Annotated in this window: 13 protein-coding genes; 9 read left to right on the top strand and 4 right to left on the bottom strand. The window is 42.3% G+C overall.

The window, feature by feature from the left end; translation table 11 throughout:
* Positions 1–1,137, top strand: a 1,137-nt coding sequence (bioF, locus tag CDG76_RS06535) for an 8-amino-7-oxononanoate synthase (protein WP_094348747.1), incomplete at its 5' end; no start/stop codon positions are given.
* Here the strand turns inward: bioF and CDG76_RS38990 are convergent.
* From CDG76_RS38990 to xseA, 4 genes are all read right to left on the bottom strand, one after another.
* Complete coding sequence (locus CDG76_RS38990; protein ID WP_262984309.1) at positions 1,121–1,255, bottom strand: hypothetical protein; 135 nt, start codon at positions 1,253–1,255, stop codon at positions 1,121–1,123. The genes bioF and CDG76_RS38990 overlap by 17 nt on opposite strands.
* 38 nt (positions 1,256–1,293) lie before the next feature.
* A complete protein-coding gene (locus CDG76_RS06530) occupies positions 1,294–1,719 on the bottom strand; it encodes a hypothetical protein (protein WP_094348248.1) in 426 nt (141 codons plus the stop codon).
* A gap of 245 nt (positions 1,720–1,964) precedes the next feature.
* Complete coding sequence (gene xseB / locus CDG76_RS06525; protein ID WP_094348247.1) at positions 1,965–2,192, bottom strand: exodeoxyribonuclease VII small subunit; 228 nt, start codon at positions 2,190–2,192, stop codon at positions 1,965–1,967.
* The gene (gene xseA, locus CDG76_RS06520) at positions 2,185–3,453 is read right to left on the bottom strand and encodes an exodeoxyribonuclease VII large subunit (RefSeq protein ID WP_094348246.1); all 1,269 of its coding nucleotides are present in this window, start codon (positions 3,451–3,453) and stop codon (positions 2,185–2,187) included. Before xseA ends, xseB begins: the two co-directional genes overlap by 8 nt.
* 1,131 nt (positions 3,454–4,584) lie before the next feature.
* On the opposite strand from xseA, the gene CDG76_RS06515 reads away from it, so the two are divergent.
* The 8 genes from CDG76_RS06515 to CDG76_RS06480 all read left to right on the top strand — a co-directional run bounded on the left by CDG76_RS06515 (position 4,585) and on the right by CDG76_RS06480 (position 19,086).
* The gene (locus CDG76_RS06515; protein WP_094348245.1) at positions 4,585–5,445 is read left to right on the top strand and encodes a DMT family transporter; all 861 of its coding nucleotides are present in this window, start codon (positions 4,585–4,587) and stop codon (positions 5,443–5,445) included.
* A gap of 125 nt (positions 5,446–5,570) precedes the next feature.
* On the top strand, positions 5,571–6,401 hold the full coding sequence (locus tag CDG76_RS06510) for a class I SAM-dependent methyltransferase (protein WP_094348244.1): 831 nt from the start codon (positions 5,571–5,573) through the stop codon (positions 6,399–6,401).
* Positions 6,402–6,501: 100 nt separating this feature from the next.
* A complete protein-coding gene (locus tag CDG76_RS06505; RefSeq protein WP_094348243.1) occupies positions 6,502–7,638 on the top strand; it encodes a homocitrate synthase/isopropylmalate synthase family protein in 1,137 nt (378 codons plus the stop codon).
* Positions 7,635–8,858 carry a 3-isopropylmalate dehydratase large subunit gene (locus CDG76_RS06500; RefSeq protein WP_094348242.1) on the top strand — a complete coding sequence of 408 codons (1,224 nt, stop codon included), beginning with the start codon at positions 7,635–7,637 and terminating at the stop codon, positions 8,856–8,858. The genes CDG76_RS06505 and CDG76_RS06500 overlap by 4 nt, the downstream gene beginning before the upstream one ends.
* Positions 8,855–9,370: a LeuD/DmdB family oxidoreductase small subunit gene (locus tag CDG76_RS06495; protein ID WP_094348241.1), complete on the top strand. Its 516-nt coding sequence runs from the start codon at positions 8,855–8,857 to the stop codon at positions 9,368–9,370. The genes CDG76_RS06500 and CDG76_RS06495 overlap by 4 nt, the downstream gene beginning before the upstream one ends.
* Before the next feature lie 154 nt (positions 9,371–9,524).
* On the top strand, positions 9,525–14,222 hold the full coding sequence (locus tag CDG76_RS06490) for a non-ribosomal peptide synthetase (protein ID WP_094348240.1): 4,698 nt from the start codon (positions 9,525–9,527) through the stop codon (positions 14,220–14,222).
* 13 nt (positions 14,223–14,235) lie between these two features.
* The gene (locus tag CDG76_RS06485) at positions 14,236–17,481 is read left to right on the top strand and encodes a non-ribosomal peptide synthetase (RefSeq protein WP_223265160.1); all 3,246 of its coding nucleotides are present in this window, start codon (positions 14,236–14,238) and stop codon (positions 17,479–17,481) included.
* A 117-nt stretch (positions 17,482–17,598) separates the two neighbouring features.
* Positions 17,599–19,086, top strand: a complete 1,488-nt coding sequence (locus CDG76_RS06480) for an MFS transporter (RefSeq protein WP_094348238.1) — start codon at positions 17,599–17,601, stop codon at positions 19,084–19,086.
* The last annotated feature ends 6 nt before the right edge of the window (positions 19,087–19,092 follow it).

Here is a 19,092-nt window from a genome sequence, read left to right as displayed (position 1 = left end):
GTAGCAACAATTCATCGGGCGGACTGGTATCGTTCGGTACAACCTATCGATGGTCGTCCGGGTGCAACGGTGGTTTTAGCTGGGCAAGAGGTAATTAATTTTGCCAGCAATGACTATTTGGGATTGGCTGGGGATGAGCGGTTGATGGCAGCGGCAACGGCTGCGATCGCAAAATTTGGGACTGGTAGTACTGGTTCTAGATTACTCAGTGGGCATCGAGAATTACACAGGGAGTTAGAGTCGGCGATCGCATCTACCAAACAAACAGAAGATGCCTTGGTATTTAGTTCTGGGTATCTAGCCAATCTGGGTGCAATTACCGCCCTTGTAGGCAAGCGCGATCTAATATTTTCTGACCAGTACAATCATTCCAGTCTGAAAAATGGAGCGATTCTCAGCGGTGCAGCAGTTGTGGAATACCCACACTGTGATATGGCAGTATTAAAAACTCAGTTGAACCAGCAGCGGCAAAATTACCGACGCTGTTTGATTCTTACTGATAGCGTCTTTAGTATGGATGGCGATTTATGTCCAATGACTGCACTATTGGCGATCGCTGATGAATTTAGCTGTATGCTGCTAGTCGATGAAGCTCATGCTACCGGCGTATTAGGAAAAACTGGCGCTGGGTGTGTCGAACATTTTGGGTGTACAGGAAAGCAATTAATTCAAGTTGGCACCTTGAGTAAAGCTTTAGGTAGTTTAGGCGGTTATGTGGCAGGAAGTAGCGCTCTAATTGACTTTTTGCGGAACCGCGCACCCAGTTGGATTTATACCACTGGGCTTTCACCTGCTGATACAGCTGCGGCCTTAGCAGCGATCGAGATCGTGCAACAAGAACCGCAACATCGTGCCCAATTGTGGGGGAATATACATTACTTGAAAACTTTGCTGCAACAGTTACCTAACCTGAAATTGCTGCCTTCTGAATCACCCATATTATGTTTTCAATTGCCTAATGCGACAGATGCGCTCAAAGCTGGAAAACAGCTAAGAGATGCTGGCATTTTTGCCCCAGCAATTCGCCCCCCCACAGTGCCCACAAGTCGAATCAGAATATCCGTGATGGCAACTCATGAAGTAGCACATATTGAAAAATTGGTAGCAGTACTAAAGGAGTTTAGCTTACAACAGTAGGGTATGGGGCATAAAGTAGTTGAATATTATTGCCAATTGTTGCTTCTGTCGCTTGACGATAACGAACCAGTAGTTCTTCCGTACTCACGTGGTTAACGATCGCAATCCGTTTCGGCATAAGACTTAAATAGATGCACTACAACTGTTCCAGTTTTATTATAAGTACTCATCCGAACTTGATATTACCTGTTGATAGAAGTCAAAAAAGCCTGTTTTGTCCTTAGATTTTTTCGGCTCTAATTCCAGAATAATAATAGTATCTAAACGATGGATAATGCCATCAAAATGAATTGATTTATTTTGATGTTGGATGGCTATATTTAGGGGATTAACGCTCTCAAAATCCTCTGCCAGACATTGTTGAATTAGTTTAATCTGCTTGACATTGAGTAAATCTGATAGCGGCTTGCCCAGCAATTCATCAGGTTGACGGCCAACGACTTTCTGGGTGTTGCTGCTCACCTGAAGGATTTCCAGGGTGGGATCTTGCAAAACCAGTAAAATCCCGTGAGGCTGGATCAAACTAGGAATGTGGATCGGTTCGCGATCGCAATTTGCCAAATCTATGATCTCATCAGTCATTCTCTGTTTATCCAACTCTTCATTAGAACTCTGGCTTAAATAATTCGTAATTAAGTTTTGTGTTAACGAGTCGCGTCCGGGGATTTAGACGCGATAAATCGCCGTCTCTACAAGTGTTTTGTTGCTCATTCTGAACTGTATGGCTTTATATATTAGATTTTAAGTCCTGTATTTTGTACCTCACTTAAAAAGCGAACTCCTATATTCACACTACTAGCCTAGACTCAAACTAGAGTCTCCAGCTTCTACTCTTGGCTTAATGTTTCAATCAACAAATCTACCTGCTGTTGTCGCTGCTGCAAAAAACCTTCGCACTGACGCAAATACTCTACAGCAGTTGCAAATTGGTCAAACACAGCTTCCAATTCCAACTCACCCGCCTCAATGCGAGTAATAATTCCCTCAATCTCAGCAACTTTCGCTTCATAATTCCAACCTTCCTCAGAACTAGAAGCACTCTTACGTTTAACCATTAACCTCTCTGCGTCCTCTGCGCCTCTGCGGTTCGTTTATTTCCATAACCTTCACTTTAACCCCACCCTGCCCCAACTGAATCACTAACTCTTCTCCCACAGCCAACTCCACAGCCGAACGAGCGATCGCTCCATCTTCCCTTCTCACCACCGCATAACCACGCTGTAACACTGCTTTCGGGTCAAGACTAGCCAACTTCTGCCGCAATAATTCTAAATGCTGCGTTGCTTGCTGCGATCGCCCCGTCGTAATTTGCACCAAATGCTGACGCTTCCAAGCTAGCTTTTCCACCTCCTGCTGCACTTGCCGATCTAACCGCAAACGTCGCAAACGATTACGTAATACTTGCAGTTTATTCTCAGCATTTTCTCTAAAGTCATGCACCGCCTCATGTAAAGCGACAACTCGCTGCCGATGCTCAATATACAACTCTAAAAGTGCTGGCACAACCATTTCCGCTGCCGCAGTGGGTGTATGCACACATACATCTGCAACTAAATCTGCTAAAGATTCATCTCGTTGATGGCCGATCCCAGTAATTATAGGAATGGAACAACTAGCCAGCGATCGCACCACTCGTTCATCATTAAAGCAGGCCAACTCTTCCACCGCACCACCACCCCGCGATAAAATTAGCACTTCGGCACGACCATCTCTTTCCACGCGCTCAATTGCTTTGACGATAGATTCTGGTGCTTGCTCGCCTTGTACGGTTGCGGGAGAAAATAAAACGTGTAAACCTGGATACCTTTGCTTCAGGGTTTTTTGAATATCACCCCAAGCAGCAGCCGTTGGTGAAGTGACGACAGCGATCGTTTGGGGATGAGTGGGAAGCGATCGCTTTCTTTGCGCGTCAAATAACCCCTCAGCCAGCAAGCGATTTTTGAGTTGTTGATAGCGTAACGCCTGTAAACCAACACCAGCAGGGAGAGTTTGCCAAACTGATAACTGATACTCTCCCCGTTGCGGATAGACGCGAATGCTGCCCAAAATGATTATCTGTTCGCCAGGAACAGGCATTTGGGCGAGTTTTGGCAATTGGCTATTCCATACTACACACTTAATTCCGGCGGTGCGATCGGGATCTTGCAGCGTGAAAAACAACCCACTGCGATGGTGGTTAGCGCTGGAAACTTCGCCAGTTACCCAAACTTGCCGCAATTGTTCATCTTGTTCTAACAGCAAGCGGATATAGTCAGTTAATCCAGATACTGAAAGCGCTGTATCGAGAATCAGAGAGTCGGGAAGGTCGAAAGTCATCAAAGATATACGAAAGCAAAAGCCTAAGCAAATCTTAGCAAATATCATTAATTGATAGCTATTGTGTTGAATAATTTTGGTTTCCGATAATAAAAAACTGGTTAACTCAAAATTTTTCGGAGAATCGAAGAATTTATTTAGTGATTGATAAAACGAAATGGCAGCGAAAGAATTTGATGATGATTAGTTTAATTTACGATTCTATTGGGAATTTTTACCCAGAATGGGAAATAGTAATTTTGAAGAGCAATCAATCAATTTCACCAAGCTCTAGGTAGGGTTGACTTTAAGCAGTTAATTCATAAGTTTAGCTTATGAATCATTACTCACAATCACTTTTTGAACATTTCCCAAAAAACGGTATCATACACTACTATTTTTTAGCCGTTGTAGAACTTTTAGGTCTACTGAAAGTGGGAAAAGTAGGAAAAGTGGGAAAAGTAGGATGTTTTGTGTGAACTCTTGATTATGCTGTTGATTAACTGTATATTTGTATGCTTAGTACAGCTCACCACAAAAATACTATGGAATTTAATCATACGCAGCTATATGTAGTTGTGATATTGGCGTATTTCACTCTTATTCTGACTCGTCAATATTTAGATGCGTTTGCCCTGAGAAAAGCGAACATTGGACACTTTCTTCCTTTCTCTCCCACATACAGTTACTATCTTTAATAAAAAAACAAGTATTTTAGCTTATTGACGAAAATCCTCTTTATAAAGTTTGAGAAGTAGAAATTAATGAGGCTATTGTAATAATGAAGATAATTAACAGTTAATAATTAACATGCAAGTTAAGTGGTAAAAGCTTGTAAAAGTTTTTAGACAGAAAACATCTGTATATAAACTTTCTTATGCAATTAACAGTGTTTTATCAAGCAAATCTAAAAATAATATAGAATAACTGTTAGTTCTTCTCACTATGCAGGAAGATAAATTTTAGTCTTTCGTTAAAGGAATGTTTACAGGCTTAAAATATGTCATTACGACACAGAATTCTTCCAGAAAAAAGACGTAGTTGCTTAAAGTCTCAATACTCTAGTATTGAAACTACTTTTCAAATTTCATAAACAAAATTGAATATTGACCTAAAATCTATTTCTTAATCTTCGTTCTTTGTAAAGCTTTAATGACTAGTTTTGCAATCGTACTTGTTATTGTTGCCGCTTTTATCCATGCTACTTGGAATTTCCTTGCTAAACGTGCAGGTGGAGGAACTGCTTTTGTATGGCTCTTTGCTACACTTTCAGCAATTATCTATGCACCTATCACGATCGCTCTTATCGTAATACAGCGGCCACATATAGGTTTTCCTGAGTTCTTATTCATACTGGGAAGCGCTATCCTTCACCTAATGTACTTTTTGTTACTGCAACGAGGCTACAACACAGGCGATCTTTCCCTAGTTTATCCCCTTGCACGGGGTACTGGCCCGATGCTTTCGACTGTAAGTGCAATTGTCTTTTTCGGTGAAAGACCCACTCCTATAGCTCTTGGTGGTGCAATTCTCATAGCGATCTGTGTGTTCATTCTCAGTGGTGATATACGCCAACTCCAGAAAATGGGAACTGGTTCAACAGTAATCTACGGTCTGCTTACTGGAACGATTATTGCTGCATACACTCTATGGGATAAACGTGCGGTCAGTACGTTATTAATCCCACCACTATTGTTAGATTATTGTTCGACATTGGGTCGTGTAGCCTTACTTGCCCCTTTTGCATTGCGTTCGTGGGATAAAGTTCGTACAGAATGGTCTACTCATCGTCTTGAAGCAATTGGCGTAGCCTTTTTAAATCCTTTATCTTACATCCTTGTCCTGACTGCACTGGTTTTTACTCCTGTAAGCTACATAGCACCATCTAGGGAAATTAGCGTTCTCGTTGGCGCTTTTATGGGAACTCATTTACTTAGAGAAAGTGATGCTCCGCGCCGCCTTTTTGCTGCTGCTGGAATGATGTTAGGGATGATTGCGATCGCAATTGACTAGTCAATTGAACAAAACTAAAGATAGCGAGATTAGGAACCAGGGAAATGGTTTTTGGCTACAAGTAGACAGATTTTTATTACGAAGCTCGAAGTTGCACTCTAATTAAACAAAAAAGGTAAAAAACAATGGTAGAAGAAACTTACTTCGTTAAAACTAAAGTCGCCAACAAATATGACGGTTATATTGGCGAGAACATTCCTTTTTACTGGCCTGCTTTAAATTTCATTGGCGAAAGTGTGAGCGAATATTTTTCAGATAAAGACGCTCTAGATTGTATAGAAATTGGCTCTGGCAGTGCTAATTTATCAATTACAGTCAGCCAGTACATCAAAATGAAAAGCTTACTTTTATTAGACCACAGTGCGCCATTTTTAGAAATAGCAAACCAAAAGCTATCTGAAACACCTTCAGTGCAAATAACTCCCATACTCAAACACGCTTCTTTTTTGAGTGATGATTGGCAAAATGATATTGAACCAAATAGTCAAGATTTGATCTTATCATCGCTAACACTTGACCATATAGCTGATGATGAAGAGTTTTTATCTTTACTGAAAAAGTTGCAAAGTCTTTTAAAGAAAGGTGGCTGCTTTGTAACTGCGGAGAAGTGTGCCAGCAGTTCTAACACAACAAAATCATGGCAGTCATTTGCTAAAATGATCCACATTCGGGGTGAGAACAATTTAAAGAATAATTTCAAAAACGCTTCCGAAATAGAAGCCTGGAAACATCATAATTTCACTGAAGATATCTTAAGACCATTCTCTGATGTTTGGACGCTTGTCGAAAAAGCAGGGTTGACAGTTGAGTATGCAGGTGGTGTTCCATTACCAGAACCAGAAAACTTAAACTACGATACCTTTTATGAGCTAAATAAAATCAGATCGTTTACCAGACAGGAAGTTTTTTCTTCAGAACAAGCATTTGGTGTAGCAATACTGATTTGTAAGAAATAAAGTGATTAGCATATTTTAGATTTGGCAGCAATCAAAAATCCAAATCTAAAATCCAAAATTGTTTGACTCATTTTCAAAAAATATTATTTTGGAGAGACCAATGATCAGAGACGATATTATCCTCGAAGATACAACTTTACGAGACGGTGAACAAGCCGCAGGTGTTGCTTTTTCCAAAGCTAGTAAGCTAGCTATTCACGATTATCTGGTAGCTACTGGAGTGCGCTGGATTGAAGCAGGAATTCCTGCAATGGGTGACGAAGAGCTAGACACCTTGAGAACAATGATTGCTCGTGGTAGTGATGCCACGTTAGTCGCTTGGAACCGAGGTGTAAAAGAAGAAGTAGCTCTTTCGTTGGATATTGGATTTAAGGCTGTTCATATAGGTTTGCCAACATCAAATGTGCATTTGAAGGACAGCATAGGTCAAGATCGCCACTGGTTATTAGAGCAAGCAAAAAATCTGATTAAATACGCAAAAGACCGGGGTGCTTTTGTATCAATTAGCGCTGAAGATGTTGGTCGGACTGAAATTCCGTTTTTGCAAGAATATGCGTGCATCGTTACTGAAGCCGGTGCCGATCGCCTACGCCTTTCGGATACTATTGGTATCCTCACACCAGAAGCCTATGCCGAACGTGTTCAAAGCGTTGTCAATGTCTCTTCTATAGATGTTCAATGCCATACTCACAATGATTTTGGTCTGGCTGTAGCCAATACTCTAGCAGGTTTGAATGCTGGCGCACGCTATTTTCATGTCACAGTCAATGCGATCGGTGAACGTGCAGGGATGCCCGATCTCGCCCAAACTACCCTAGCGCTCAAACAGCTTTACAGCAAGGATTTAGGTATCGTTACTTCTCGTCTACGTCAGCTGAGTGAAATAGTAGCCCAAGCAAGCAAACAAAAAATAACTCCTTGGCAACCAATTGTTGGTGACAATGTTTTTGCCCATGAATCGGGCATTCATGCAAAGGGGATGCTGAAAAATAACAAAACTTTCGAGCCTTTTTCACCTGAAGAAGTCGGAGGAGAACGCAAGTATATCCTTGGCAAGCATTCTGGGCGGGCAATCTTAAATCATCTTTTGCAAGAGCAAGGCGTAACAGTCGATGAAACCCAATTAGGGGATTGTTTAAGGCAAGTGCGTGCTTTAGCAATCGAACAAGGTGGCTCTGTTAGCCCCGAACAACTGCGGGATATCTACTTTCGTATTTCCAAGGAACGTGTAGCATGACTTTAGCTGAAAGAATTATTGCAAACCATGCCAATCGCGATCGCGTTGCACCAGGTGAACTTGTAACAGTTGCGGTAGATCGAGTTTACCTTCAAGATGGTAACTCACCAACAATTCGTAAACTCTTTGCTGAGAATGGCTTTACCGAAGTATTCGATCCATCACGCATCGGTGTATTTTTCGATCATTCGGTTTTAGCTCCTGATATCAAAATTGCCGATCGCTTGCGCGAAGCCGAAGATTTTGCGGAAAAATTAGGTTTGTGTATTTTCAAAGCTGGCACAGGTATCAGTCACGTTGTAGCTTTGGAAGAAGGATGGTTTGAACCAGGAACGATTGTGGTTGGTTCCGATTCTCACACATGTACTGGTGGCGCTCTGCAATGTCTGGCATTAGGGATGGGAGCGTCTGATATAGTCGCGGCGATGATTACTGGTAAGACTTGGCTGCGAGTACCAGAAACAGCCTGGATTGAAACCTATGGCGTTCCCCAGCAGCATACCCGTGCCAAAGACGTGATGCTCTATACTCTATTAAAACTAGGACAAAAACCATTTCTTTACAAGTCTATTGAATGGAGCGGTAATTGGTTAGACACACTCAGCCTTGATGCGATCGCAACTATTGCAAACATGGCAGTTGAACTTGGGGCTAAATGCTCATTCCTGCCAGCGAGTCGAGATAATACATATAATCTTGAACCGATTAATCTACCAGAGGAAGGAGATCCGAGACGATTTCGGCTTGACATCAGTGACTTACCGCCGTTCATTGCTAAACCACATTCGCCATCAAATGCTGTGCCTTTAGACGAATGTCGCGGGGAAAAAGTTAACTACGTTTTTATTGGTAGCTGTACTAACAGCCGCTTGGAAGACATCGCTGAGGTGGCTGGGGTATTTGCTGGCGAAAAAGTTCATTCCAGAGTGCATTGTTTAGTGACTCCTGGTTCTCAGCAGGTATATCTTGAGGCTCTACGTCTAGGATATGTGGAAACTATAATACGTGCAGGTGCAATTATAACTCCACCAGGATGTGGTGCTTGTCTGGGAACTCAGGGAACAATACCTGCATCAGGCGATCGCGTTTTGTCCACCATGAATCGTAATTTTCTTGGTCGCATGGGTAATCCCAAAGCAGAAATTTGGCTTGCTTCACCACTAGTAGCTGCACATACAGCCATTCATGGGGAAATACCTAAAACAGGAGATTTATCATGAGTCACATTTATCAAAATTTACGCGTGCGTCAAGTCTTCGGTGTCGTGTCTACCGATGATATTATTCCCGGACGATATAAGCACGCGTCTACAGACCCAGCTGAACTTGCTACTCATGTATTCGAGAATATGGTGCCAGGCTTGGCAGCAACTTTTAAACCTGGTGACGTAATTAGCTCTGACGATACCTTTGGAATTGGCAGTTCTCGCGAACAAGCAGTCAGTTCATTACTAGCCGCTGGCGTTGTTGCTGTCTTTGCTCCCAGATTTGGACGCATCTTTTTTCGTAATTCCTGGAACCTTGGACTTTTGGCAATTGAAATCGACTCTTTACCCGCTTCGGAAGGAGAAATAATTGATCTCGAACCAAGCCAAGGATTAGTGAAAAGCCCGTCCGGGATTGTACACTTTGTACCTCCCTCAACGGAGATGCTTGATATGGTAAAGCATGGTGGTTTACTTGCTCAAATTCGCAAACAGTTAGTAAGAACAGCTATTAAAGATATTAGTTAATAACTATAAGTGATGTCCTATAGCAATCTGGATTTAAGTGTAAAAAATACGGATAATTTATAAGCTTTTCAGCATTTTTTTCTTTCAGAAATGATTTATAATTTCTATATTTATACTGTTATAACTAAGACTTTAAAGATTTTAAGGAACTTCAATGGATAGAATTGTAAAAATAAGCTCCCCACTATCCTATGGTCAAGAAGCAATGTGGTTTATCTACGAACTTGCTCCAGAGAGCATTGCTTATAACATATATATTACAGTAAAAATTAATTCTTATTTAAATATTGCTACCGTAATACGTGTATGGGAAAAAATTATTGGAAATCATCCTATTCTCCGAACCATATATACCCTTCATGAAGGTAAACCCGTTCAGCAAGTTAATCAACAACAAAAATTTAATCTTGAGTTAATAGACGCTACCGATTGGAGTGAAGACCACTTAAGAGAGAAAATATTTGCTATAACTGACTGCCCTTTTAACTTAGAAAAAGATTCAGTTCTGAGGGTTAATTTATTTACTCGTTCAGCACAAGAACACATACTCTTGCTAACAATGCACCACATCGCAGGTGATATGTGGTCTTTTGATTTACTCGTGAGTGAATTTCAAGCTTTGTATGTTAATGAAATTGAACAAGTTAGTCAAGATAAGACAGAAGCAGCAGCAGATTATTTGACTAAACATAAATCTTATCTAGAGTTTGTCCGCTGGCAGTCCGAAATGTTATCGAGTTCCAGGGGAGAAAAACTATGGCAATACTGGCAAAAACAATTAGCTGGCGAATTGCCAATTTTGAATTTGCTCGCAGACAAACCCCGCCCGACTGTACAGACTTATCAAGGAGCAGTACATATTTCAAATCTGGATGAAGAGTTAATTCAAAAACTCAAGCATCTAGCTCTAGCTTCTGGAAGAAGCCTTTATCAGATTTTGTTAGCAGCATTTTACGTCCAACTTTATCGCTACACTAATCAAACAGACATCCTCATAGGAAGTCCGATGAGAGGTCGGTGGGGTAAAGAGTTTAAAGAGATTGTCGGTTACTTCGTTAACCTGAACGTTTTACGAGTTTCTGTACAGGAAAACGCCACATTTACAGAATTTCTCGCTCAAGTCAGCAAGACAGTTAGAGAAGCCCAAAAACATCAAGATTACCCTTTTTCTCTGTTAGCAGAACAACTCCAGCCAGAACGAGATCCTAGTCGTTCTCCTTTATGTCAAGTTAGTTTCACTTGGCAAGCACACCGTTGGTACGAACCAACAGAAAATTCATTGCACAGTGAAGAGCAAGTACTTCATATGGAGCCGTACTTGCTCGGACATCAACGTGGTGCAGACTTTGATCTGAATTTAATGGTGATGGAAGCTCAGGGAGTGTTGCAACTCTGCTGGCAATACAATACTGACTTGTTTGAGGCGACGACAATCACGCGCATGGCAGGGCATTTTGTGACCTTGCTTGAAGGCATTGTAGCTAATCCTCAAGAGCAGATTTGGCAATTACCTCTGCTAACAAAAGTTGAGCAGCAGCAGTTATTGATTGAGTGGAATGATACAGGTGTAGATTTTCCCCAAGATAAATGTATTCATCAGTTGTTTGAGGAGCAGGTTGAGCATACTCCAGATGCAGTGGCAGTTGTGTTTGAAAATCAACAGCTGACTTATCGGCAATTGAATAGTCGTGCTAACCAGTTGGCGCACCACCTGAAGTCTTTGGGTGTGGGAGCCGATGTGCTGGTAGGGTTATGTGTGGAGCGTTCTTTAGAAATGGTCGTGGGACTATTGGGGATTCTCAAGGCAGGTGGTGCTTATGTGCCACTTGACCCAGAGTATCCTCAAGAACGATTGACATTCATGCTCGAAGATACTCAATTATCAGTCATATTAACTCAAGAAAAACTAGTTAAGAAACTAGGCGATTGCCTCCGGCACAGCTTTGCCGATTCTCCAGAGAAGACGCAACGCGATGGCAAAGCTAGTGTAATTTGCTTAGACTCAAATTGGGATATCATCAATCAACAAACACAACACAACCCGACTAACAGCATTAAAGCTGATAACATAGCTTATGTAATGTACACCTCTGGTTCTACAGGTCAACCCAAAGGTGTGAGCATTATCCATCAAGGTATAGTTCGATTAGTCAAACAGACTGACTATGTAAGCTTTTCTGATCAAGAAGTATTTCTCCAAGTTGCTCCTATCTCCTTCGATGCTGCAACTTTTGAAATTTGGGGTTGCTTACTTAATGGTGGAGAACTAGTAATATACCCCTCCAACACCCCATCAATAAATGAATTAGGACAAGTTATTGAGCAATATCAAGTTACTACCCTTTGGCTAACTGCGGGTTTATTTCATTTGATGGTAGATGAAAATATTGATGCTTTAAAACCCTTACGTCAACTGTTAGCAGGTGGTGATGTTTTATCTGTTCCACATGTTCAGAAATTTCTCCAAACTGTAGAAAATTGCCGACTGATTAATGGTTACGGACCAACAGAAAATACAACTTTTACTTGTTGTTATCAAATACCCAAGTCACTTAGCCCAAATGTCTCTGTTCCTATTGGTCGTCCGATTGCTAATACTCAGGTTTATATCTTAGATAAAAATCTACAACCAGCACCAATTGGTGTACCAGGAGAACTACATATTGGTGGTACAGGTTTAGCCCGGGGTTATTTTAACCGTCAAGAGTTGACACAGGAGAAATTTATCCCCAATCCGTTTGAGGAGGCAGGAGGCAGGAGGCAGGAGGCAGGAGGGAGTAAATTATATAAAACTGGGGACTTAGCACGCTATTTACCAGATGGCAATATTCAATACTTAGGACGTATTGATAATCAAGTAAAAATTCGAGGCTTGCGGATTGAATTGGGCGAGATAGAAGAAATCTTGAGTCAACATCGTGATGTGCAGGTATGTTGTGTCATCCTCCGCGAAGATACCCCAAGTGATAAACGTTTAGTTGCTTACGTGGTAGCACATCAGGACTGTACACCGACAATCAGCGAACTGCGGCAATTCCTCAAAGCTAGGCTGCCAGAATACATGCTACCCACAGGGTTCACCATCCTAGAAGCCTTGCCACTAACTCCCAACGGTAAAGTAGACCGCCGCGCCCTACCCGCACCAGAGTCCCGCTCAGGAATAGAAGTCAGTTTAGTAGCCCCTCGTACCCATATTGAGGAAATACTTGCATCTATTTGGGTACAAGTTTTGAGAGTGGAGCAAGTCGGTATTTACGATAATTTCTTTGAACTTGGTGGCGATTCCATCCTCAGTATTCAGATTGTTTCTAAAGCCAAACAGTCAGGACTACAACTCACCTCCAAACAGCTATTTCAGTACCAAACTATAGCTGATTTATCTGCGGTGACTAGCACATACCTGCCGCTTCTACCCGAACAGGGATTAGTTACAGGTTCGGTGTCACTAACACCCATTCAGCATTGGTTCTTTGAACAAAATCTGCCCGATCTTCATCACTACAACCAGTCTGTCATGCTTGAGGTATCTCCAGACCTGAAGCCAGAGCTACTAAAGCAAATCGTATCGCAATTGCTTGTGCATCACGATGCCCTGCGTCTAAAATTTGTACCCTCGGAAACTGGCTGGCAGCAGATTAACGTCAGCCAGGACGAGAGAGTGCCTGTGACAGTATTAGATTTGTCAGAAATTCCATCCAACAAGCAGCAAACAGCCATTTCAACAGCCTCCGCCTCACTACAGGCTAGTCTGAACCTATCACAAGCAGCAATTGTACAAGTGGCTTTGTTTCAGATGGGCGTTGACCAACCAAATCGTTTGCTGTTCATCGTACATCACCTAGCAGTGGATGGGGTTTCGTGGCGGATTTTGCTAGAGGATTTTGTTACCGCCTACCAACAACTAAGCCTTGGAAAAGAAATTCAACTGCCACCTAAAACAACTGCTTTCAAAGATTGGAGTCACCGCCTGAAGTCCTATGCTCAAACGGAAACAGTACGTGCCGAATTAGACTACTGGCAAGCTCAGTCCTGGTCAAGTGTTGTGGCTTTGCCAGTAGATTATTCATTAGGTAAAGAAGCTAACACTATGGACTCAGCCGCTCAGGTGACGGTTTCTTTGAGTGAGGAACAGACTCGCGCTTTGTTGCAGGAGGTACCGTCAGCGTACAACACCCAAATTAACGATGCGTTGCTGACTGCATTAGTACAAAGTTTTGCTCGATTTTATGGAATGCGCTCCCTTTTTATTGACTTGGAGGGTCACGGGCGAGAGGAACTATTTGAGGATATAAACCTTTCGCGCACAGTCGGCTGGTTTACTACTAAATTCCCTATCCTGTTGAAACTAACAGAAGTTGACCATCCAGGAGAGGCACTCAAGTTAATCAAAGAGCAACTGCGTCGTCTCCCGAATCGAGGCATTGGCTACGGTCTTTTGCAATATCTCAACCAAGACTCAGCAACACGCTTAAAACTAAAGAGTTTTCCCCAAGCAGAAGTAAGTTTTAACTACTTAGGTCAGTTTGACCAAATTCAATCAGAGGCTCCTTTATTAGGATGGGCTAAAGAGTCTATTAGTTTGGAACGGAGTGTACTAGGAAATCGTAGCCATCTGCTAGAAGTAAATGGATTGATAGTTGGAGACAAACTGCAATTGGATTGGACTTACAGTAAGAATATCCATAAGCAATCTACCGTTGAAAATCTGGCTTTTGGTTTTATAGAGGCTTTAAAATCTCTGATTGCTCATTGCCGGTTAAGACAGGCAAAAAACTACACACCTTCTGATTTTCCCGAAGCTGAGTTGAATCAAGAAGAGCTTGATAAAATTATCGCCCAACTCACCAAATAAAAAGTAGATGGAAATGAATACACAAAATAATATTGAATCTATTTATCCCCTTTCTCCTATGCAGCAAGGTATGCTTTTTCATACCCTTTATGCCCCAGATTCTGGGATGTACTGCACTCAATGGAGATGTACTATTAATGGAAAACTTAATGTTTCTGCGTTTGAGCAAGCTTGGGCTAGAGTAGTAGACCACCACCCAGTTTTGCGTACCCTTTTTATTTGGGAGGACAGCAAAAAGCCGCTTCAAGTCGTGCGAGAGAGGGTAAACTTGCCTTGGGCGAACCTTGACTGGCGTGAACGCCCAACAACTTGTCATCAGACATCGCTATCTCTGGTTGAGCCGGAGGAATCTCTAGAGACTTTTTTACAAGCAGATTTAGAAAAGGGTTTTGAACTTAACCAAGCTCCGTTGATGCGTTGCACGCTCATTCAGATGGCTGATGAGATTTATGAATTTATCTGGACTCAGCATCACCTACTAATAGACGGTTGGTCTTTGCCTATAATTCTTCAAGAAGTCTTTGCTTTCTACGATGCCCTCAATTGTGGTGATGATTTACACTTAAAAACTCCTCGTTCCTACCGTGACTACATCACTTGGTTGCAGCAACAGGATCTTTCCAAAGCGGAGAGGTTTTGGCAGCAAGCACTTGAAGGTTTTACTGCCCCTACCCCTTTTGTTGTAGACAAGTCTTTCGACAGTAATTCCAATCAAAAGCAAACCTACAATCAGCAGCAGATTAAATTATCGGCAGAGATCACAGCTGCACTGCAATCTTTTGTTAAACAGCATCATTTGACTCTTAACATTTTGGTGCAGGGAGCATGGGCGCTGCTGCTCTCACGCTACAGTGGCGAAGGAGATGTGGTCTTTGGAGCTACTGTATCTGGTCGTCCCCCAGTTCTGTTAGGGGTGGAATCTATGGTTGGGCTGTTTATCAACACTCTACCAGTGAGGGTACAAATCTCTGAAGAAACTGAGTTGCTGTCTTGGTTGCAGCAGCTTCAGATTCAGCAGGTAGATCGAGAGCAGTACTCCTACAGCCCATTGGTAGAGATTCATCGGATGAGTGACTTGTCCTGGGGAATGCCCTTGTTCGAGAGCATCGTGGTTTTTGAGAACTACCCGACAGGTGCATCTTTGTGGCAGCAAAATAGCAACTTAGAAATAGCCAATATTAAAACTATTACACGCACGAATTATCCTCTGGCAGTTGTAGCCGTGCCTGATTCGCAATTGTCCGTGCAAATTAGCTACGATAGCTGCCGCTTTGATGCTGCCACGATTACCCGGATGCTAGGGCATTTTCAGACAATACTTGCAGGTATTGCGATCAATCCAAGGCAGCGACTCTCGGAATTACCTTTGCTGACTGAGCCAGAGCGACACCAACTGCTGGTGGAGTGGAACGATCGCCAAACAGTAGAGTATCCTCATAAACTTATCCCACAATTGTTTGAAGCCCAGGTGGAGAAAAATCCTGATGCAGTAGCAGTGGTATTTGAAGACCAGCAACTGACTTACCGAGAATTAAATTGCCGTGCCAACAAAATAGCGCACCACTTACAAACCTTGGGAGTTGGAACAGAAGTTTTAGTGGGTATTTTTTTAGAGCGATCGCTCTTAGTGGCGGCGGTAATTTTGGGAATTCTCAAGGCGGGTGGGGCTTTTGTGGCATTAGACCCTACGTATCCACAAGAACGTTTAGCTTATATGTTAAATGAGTCACAGGCATCTGTACTTTTAACTCAAAAGCAGTTTGTCGATCGGCTACCACCAAGCGGAGCGAAAGTAGTTTATCTGGATTCAATTTCAGAAGCGAATGCCCAAGAAAATGAAGAAAATCTAGTTAGTAAAACAACATCCGATCGCCTAGCTTATGTGATTTTTACTTCTGGGTCAACAGGAAAACCCAAAGGTATTTTAATGACACATGAAGGTGTCATTAGTCGAGTTGATAGAACCCAAAAAGTTCATAATTTTACATCGAATGACCGCATCCTGCAACTAGGAAATATCAGTTTTGATATGTTTGTATGGGAACTTTTTATCCCACTATTAACTGGAGCCAGAATTGTTATCGGACATCCGCAAAAAACGAGTGATTTTGATTATTTGATTTGCCTGATTAATCGAGAACAAGTTACCATCGCTAGATTTGTACCTCCAATGTTACAAATGCTGCTTGAGCAAAAAGAATTCACCACTTGCAAATCTATACGCCGGGTTATTACAGGAGGTGATAAGTTAACAGTTAATTTAATGGCAGCATTTATGAATAATTTCAGTGCTGACCTCTACAATCAGTATGGGCCGACAGAAAGGCCATCATCCATTACTTGGCGTTGTCAAAAGAGTAACAAAACTTCTATCCCAATTGGCAGACCACTGCCAAACACAGAAGTTTATATCCTGGACAAAATGGGGAATTTAGCGCCTATAGGTGTAGTAGGCGAACTTTATATTGGTGGTTCCGGTCTTGCCCTTGGTTATTTGAATGACCCAATTTTAACGGCTCAAAAATTTATCCAAAATCCCTTCAACGATCAGCCAAGTTCTCGAATCTACAAAACAGGAGATTTAGTCCGCTATCTACCTGATGGCAACCTGGAGTTTGTTGGTCGGATTGATAATCAGGTAAAAATTCGCGGTTTCCGCATCGAACTTGAAGAAATCGAGGCAGTTTTAAGTCAACACCCTGAACTACTGGAAGTAGTGGTGATTCTTCGTGAAGACCAACCGGGAAACCCGCGCTTAGTAGCCTATTTCGTACCGCAAAAAGGGCAAGTTCCTACTTTGGATACATTGCGTAATTATCTTAAAGAGAAGTTGCCAGATTACATGGTGCCTAGTGCTTTCGTCAACCTGGAGACAATCCCCCTAACTCCGAACGGTAAAGTAGACCGTCACACCTTGCCCGTACCAGATGCCTCCAGTCTCAGTCAGTCAATAAGCTTTGTTCCACCTGATAACGCCACCCAAGAGATTTTAGCTGCCATCTGGTCTGAAGTCTTAAAATTAGAACGAGTCAGCATCTACGACAACTTCTTTGAATTGGGAGGACATTCGCTGCTAGCTACTCAAGTTTTTTCACGGTTGCGCCAAGCCTTCTCTATAGAGTTGCCCTTACGCAGTTTATTTGAATTACCAACTATAGCTGAATTGGCAAAAAGAATTGACAGCATTCATTCCATAATGAAACAGCTACAGGCTAATCCTCTGGAAATGTCAAATAATCGAGAGGAAGTAGAGCTATGAAACCTAAACCTCTGCCATCTTTCTCAAGCGTAAGTTTTCGTTACATACTCATAAATTCTCCCGCCGACTTACTTATTCAAAGTGTAATGTAGCCCCCATAACTAATAAAAGATAGCCATGCAAAGCACACAAGAGGAATCTAAGGATCTGACAAACCCAGGAGCATCAAAAAAATGGTGGGCAATGTTGGCTATTGGCATGAGTGCGTTTGTATGCACTGTAGATATCAACATTGTCAATCTCGCCCTTCCTACTTTGATCCAATCGCTGCACACGAGCTTTGCTACCATTCAATGGGTTTCCTTAAGTTATCTACTGGTGTGCGCTGCTTTTATTCTGATTGCGGCGCGTCTAGGAGATATGTGGAACAAAAAGTGGTTGTTTTTGGGTGGACTGATTCTGTTCACCATCGGCTCTGTGCTTTGTGGAACTGCACCAAATGTAGGCTTTTTAATAGGCTTTCGAGTACTCCAGGGATTGGGAGCGGTGTTGATCGGAGTCATGGGATCGGCAATTATCGCAGAAGTGTTCCCAAAAGAGGAGCGTGGACGTGCATTGGGCATTATTAACGGGATTAACTGGATAGGTGTTGCCAGCGGGCCATCAGTAGGAGGGCTGTTGATTAGTTGGGTGGGCTGGCGTTTAATCTTCTTGGTGAATGTGCCAATCAGTATAATTGCTATTTTAATTGTCGCTCTAACCGTACCAGATTCGGTGAGCCGTGAAGCTAAAAAAAGCTTTGATATAGCTGGGGCAATACTCGTAGCGGTGACATTAAGCTGCTTCGCATTTAGTATGACAACAGTCCAGAATGAGGGTTTTGGCTCCCCAATAGCGCTGATTCTGTTAGCGATCGCAGCGATTAGTTTATGGTGCTTTCTCATTGTAGAAGCCCGCAGTAACTCGCCAATGATCGATCTGAAAATTTTTCGCTCTGTAGAGTTAAGTTTCGGCTTATTAATGCGTTTAATAGTGGCTGCCGTTATGGCAGGGATGATTTTTATTTTACCTTTCTTTCTAGAATTGGTTAAACAATACTCAGTCCAACAGACAGGATTTTTGCTGGCAGTAACATCGATTTTCACAGCAGTGATTGCACCTATTGCTGGCACTCTGTCTGACCGCTTTGGTTCGCGGATCATTAGCTTAATCGGGCTAGTGTTGGTCGTGTTTGGGTACTTAGCTATCAGCACCTTTGATACTCAATTAACCGTACTAGGCTTTATTGTCAGGATGATACTGCTGCAAGTGGGGTTGGGAATGTTTACTTCACCCAACAGCAGCGCCGTTATGGGATCTGTGCCTCCAGAACGGTTAGGCATTGCATCAGGGTTGTTATCTTTGTCAAATATATTAGGTCAGACAACTGGTTTAGCACTCACAGGTACTCTGTTTTCATTTTTGACTACTATAAACGCAAATCTTGCCCCTAAAACTGATATTACAGAAGCACCGATTGAAGCATTGGTGGAAAGTGTGCAGATGAGTTTTCGTTTTTTTGTGCCAATTATAATGCTGGCGATTGTCCTAGCAGGGTACTTGTTATGGTTGGAACGAAGAAAAGAGCAAGCTGCACAAACAGAAAGCACGATTGATTTAAGCTGAATAGAC

This window comes from Nostoc sp. 'Peltigera membranacea cyanobiont' 210A (genome assembly GCF_002246015.1).
Taxonomy (GTDB): Bacteria; Cyanobacteriota; Cyanobacteriia; order Cyanobacteriales; family Nostocaceae; genus Nostoc.
Note: the sequence above shows the minus strand (reverse complement) of the source record. Positions and strands in the feature narration are given on the sequence as shown.

What these genes read in the sequence shown, in the direction of transcription:
- CDG76_RS38990 (WP_262984309.1), bottom strand. Translation starts at nt 1,255, where the DNA reads ATGCCGAAACGGATTGCGATCGTTAACCACGTGAGTACGGAAGAACTA.
- CDG76_RS06530 (WP_094348248.1), bottom strand. Translation starts at nt 1,719, where the DNA reads ATGACTGATGAGATCATAGATTTGGCAAATTGCGATCGCGAACCGATC.
- xseB (WP_094348247.1), bottom strand. Translation starts at nt 2,192, where the DNA reads ATGGTTAAACGTAAGAGTGCTTCTAGTTCTGAGGAAGGTTGGAATTAT.
- xseA (WP_094348246.1), bottom strand. Translation starts at nt 3,453, where the DNA reads ATGACTTTCGACCTTCCCGACTCTCTGATTCTCGATACAGCGCTTTCA.
- CDG76_RS06515 (WP_094348245.1), top strand. Translation starts at nt 4,585, where the DNA reads ATGACTAGTTTTGCAATCGTACTTGTTATTGTTGCCGCTTTTATCCAT.
- CDG76_RS06510 (WP_094348244.1), top strand. Translation starts at nt 5,571, where the DNA reads ATGGTAGAAGAAACTTACTTCGTTAAAACTAAAGTCGCCAACAAATAT.
- CDG76_RS06505 (WP_094348243.1), top strand. Translation starts at nt 6,502, where the DNA reads ATGATCAGAGACGATATTATCCTCGAAGATACAACTTTACGAGACGGT.
- CDG76_RS06500 (WP_094348242.1), top strand. Translation starts at nt 7,635, where the DNA reads ATGACTTTAGCTGAAAGAATTATTGCAAACCATGCCAATCGCGATCGC.
- CDG76_RS06495 (WP_094348241.1), top strand. Translation starts at nt 8,855, where the DNA reads ATGAGTCACATTTATCAAAATTTACGCGTGCGTCAAGTCTTCGGTGTC.
- CDG76_RS06490 (WP_094348240.1), top strand. Translation starts at nt 9,525, where the DNA reads ATGGATAGAATTGTAAAAATAAGCTCCCCACTATCCTATGGTCAAGAA.
- CDG76_RS06485 (WP_223265160.1), top strand. Translation starts at nt 14,236, where the DNA reads ATGAATACACAAAATAATATTGAATCTATTTATCCCCTTTCTCCTATG.
- CDG76_RS06480 (WP_094348238.1), top strand. Translation starts at nt 17,599, where the DNA reads ATGCAAAGCACACAAGAGGAATCTAAGGATCTGACAAACCCAGGAGCA.